The sequence below is a fragment of the Actinoplanes sp. NPDC026623 genome, assembly GCF_040638275.1.
Classification (GTDB): Bacteria; Actinomycetota; Actinomycetes; order Mycobacteriales; family Micromonosporaceae; genus Actinoplanes.
On record NZ_JBEZXZ010000392.1, the window covers coordinates 1 to 2,876 of the forward strand.

General features: G+C 70.8%; 3 protein-coding genes. 1 reads left to right on the forward strand and 2 read right to left on the reverse strand.

The window, feature by feature from the left end; all coding sequences use genetic code 11:
- The coding region (locus AB0F10_RS45060; protein WP_360640681.1) for a suppressor of fused domain protein at positions 1-982 on the reverse strand (982 nt) is incomplete at its 3' end.
- A 21-nt stretch (positions 983-1,003) separates the two neighbouring features.
- The gene (locus tag AB0F10_RS45065; protein ID WP_360640683.1) at positions 1,004-1,453 is read right to left on the reverse strand and encodes an AAA family ATPase; all 450 of its coding nucleotides are present in this window, start codon (positions 1,451-1,453) and stop codon (positions 1,004-1,006) included.
- Positions 1,454-1,784: 331 nt separating this feature from the next.
- On the opposite strand from AB0F10_RS45065, the gene AB0F10_RS45070 reads away from it, so the two are divergent.
- Positions 1,785-2,789: a polysaccharide deacetylase family protein gene (locus AB0F10_RS45070; protein WP_360640684.1), complete on the forward strand. Its 1,005-nt coding sequence runs from the start codon at positions 1,785-1,787 to the stop codon at positions 2,787-2,789.
- The last annotated feature ends 87 nt before the right edge of the window (positions 2,790-2,876 follow it).

Genomic DNA, 2,876 nt, shown 5'->3' on the forward strand with positions numbered 1-2,876 from the left:
AGACCTCGACCACGAGATTGCCGGCGCCCGGCACCGTGCGGGTGCCGGGCGCCAGGGCGTCGGGGAGCGCGGCGAGGGCCTCCGCCGGGAGATCCAGCTCCAGCGTCCCGTCCGACGGCCGCCGGGCGGCGAAGACCGCGGCGCCGCGCAGCACCACCCGGCTGTCGTCGCCGAGGAGGACCAGTTCGCGGCCGTACGGCAGCCGGTCGCGGAGCGCCTGGGCCACCGTGGGGGTGGTGATGCCGGGGAACCGCAGGCGGATCGTGTCGCCCGCGGCGGTGAAGCCGAATCCGGCGAGCATGAGCTGTCCGGTCGACGAGCCGTCGCGTTCGCGCCCGGCGTCGATCGCGGCCCGCACCGCCGGGTCGTCCGTCGCCGGCGGCCGGTCCAGGTCGGTGACCAGCAGTGGCTGCCGCTCGGCGAGCAGGCCGAGCACGCCCATGGTGTCCCACTGCCGCGCCGCCTCGTACTCGTCGCCGGTCAGGCCCACCACCTGCAGGAACCGCAGCCGCCCGTGCGGGGTGCCGATCGTGGCGAGCTCCGGGTCCTCGACGAAGGCCAGCGCCGTCACCTGAGTCTCGTACTCGAGCCGGATGGGGCCGTTGGCGTTCATGTGGTGGCCCGGCTCGAACCAGTTGCCGCTGGAGAACACGTACCGGGCGAGGTTCTGCAACAGGCCCGCCGCCCACAGGGGCGGCTCCGTCTCGTCGGCGTCGCGGGCGATCCGGAAGGTGAACTCGAAACCCCAGCCCGATTCGTCGGCGTTGTCGGTCTCCTTGACATACAACTCACTCATGCCGTAGCTGACGATGTGCCAGTGCGGCACCGGCTCGGCGCGCGGGTAGTAGCTGACGCCGTCGAGCGGGTCCGGACCGCCCAGCGCGAATCGGTGCAGCGTGCCGAAGTGCTTCGGCTCGACGCCGGGGTAAAACTCGGCGAGCCGGGCGTCGATGGCGTCCCAGCCGGGTGCTTCGGAGGTCATCGCAAGATCAGAACACGTGGCCTACGTCCCGGCTACCAGCAGGCCCTCGACGGCGTCGGCGAGCTCGGTCACGGGGCGGCGGCCGTCGAGCTCGATCGTGGCGCCACGGCGCAGCGCGGGTTCCACCTCGGCGACGTGACGCGCGATCTCCGCACGCTGCTCGGCCGTCTTCCCGTACGGGTTGGTCGCCCGCGTCGCCACCCGGTCGAGAAGGACGGCGAGCGGCGCGCTGAGCAGGATCACGTGGTCGAAGCGATCGTAGAACCGGCCCTGGTTCGCCACGGTGCCCGAGACGACCAACTCGGGGCGCCCGGCGAGCAGGCGCGCCATCCGCGCCTCGTCCCACGTGCCGTCCGGCGCGGTCCAGCCGTCGTAGTCGGTGTCGACGCTGTGGTATCCGCGGCTCGACATCTCGCGCAGCAGCGTGGTCTTGCCCGCTCCCGACATGCCGGTCACCAACACCCGTGCCACGCGACGACCTTAGCCCCCGCAGGCACAGGTCTCACGCTCCCTGCGGATCCCGCTGAAGCTGACGAGCCCGGCTCCGGGGGTACCGAAACTTCCGGAGGCTCCGGTCCTCGATACGTCATCTTCGTGGCACGGGCAACGCCGAATGATTGCCACGAAGCAGCTAAAAACCCCCGGCTTGGCGGCAATCATTTCCGGAAGATGTCCGAAAGTTGTTGACGATCAGAACGCGGTGGACGAATACTCGTCGCTGTCGACACATATCGCTGGTTGTCGATAAGAGCCGCCGCTGCGCCGTCCGCTACGCGCCGGACACAAGGGAGGAATGCCTCGCATGCGAAACACATCGACCCGGTGGAACCGTCTGATGGTCACCGGACTGGCCGCCGTCACGGCCGCCGCGAGCCTCGTCGCCATCAACTTCAACGCGCCCGCGTCCCAAGCCGCCGCCTGCAACGGTTACGTCGGGCTGACCTTCGATGACGGGCCGACGGCGGGCAACACCCAGAACCTGCTGTCCGCGCTGCGCAACAACGGCCTGCGGGCGACCATGTTCAACGAGGGCCAGTACGCGGCGTCGAACCCGTCGCTGGTCCGGGCCCAGGTCGACGCGGGCATGTGGGTGGGCAACCACAGCTACACCCATCCGCACCTGACCCAGCAGAGCCAGGCCACTATCGAGTCCGAGATCTCGCGTACGCAGACCGCCATCGCCAACGCGGGCGGCGGCACGCCGAAGCTGTTCCGTCCCCCGTACGGCGAGACCAACGCGACGCTCAAGTCGGTCGAGCAGCGGTACGGCCTGACCGAGATCATCTGGGACGTCGACTCGCAGGACTGGAACAACGCCAGCACCGACGCGATCGTGGCGGCCAACGCCCGGCTCACCAACGGCCAGGTCATCCTGATGCACGACTGGCCGGCCAACACCGTCGCCGCCATCCCGCGCATCGCGCAGGGCCTGGCGGGCCGCGGGCTGTGCGCCGGCATGATCTCCCCGTCGACCGGACGCGCGGTCGCACCCGACGGCGGCACCCCGCCGACCACCCCCACCACCCCGCCGCCCGGAAACCCCGGCAACTGCACCGCGACGCTCTCCGCCGGCCAGCAGTGGGGCGACCGGTTCAACCTCAACGTCGCGGTCAGCGGCACCAGCGCCTGGGTCGTCAGGCTCGGCCTGGGCGGCGGCCAGAGCCTGCAGAACAGCTGGAACGCCTCGGTCAGCGGCACCAGCGGCACCGTCACCGCCAGGCCGAACGGCAACGGCAACAACTTCGGCGTGACCATCATGGCCAATGGCAACTGGACCTGGCCGAGCGTCTCCTGCGGCACGAGCTAGATCGCGACGCGGAATCGCGCACCCGCGGCGCGGCGGGCCGGTTACCGGCGCCCCCCCCAGGGGTGGGGGCCTGGCCAAACCGGCACC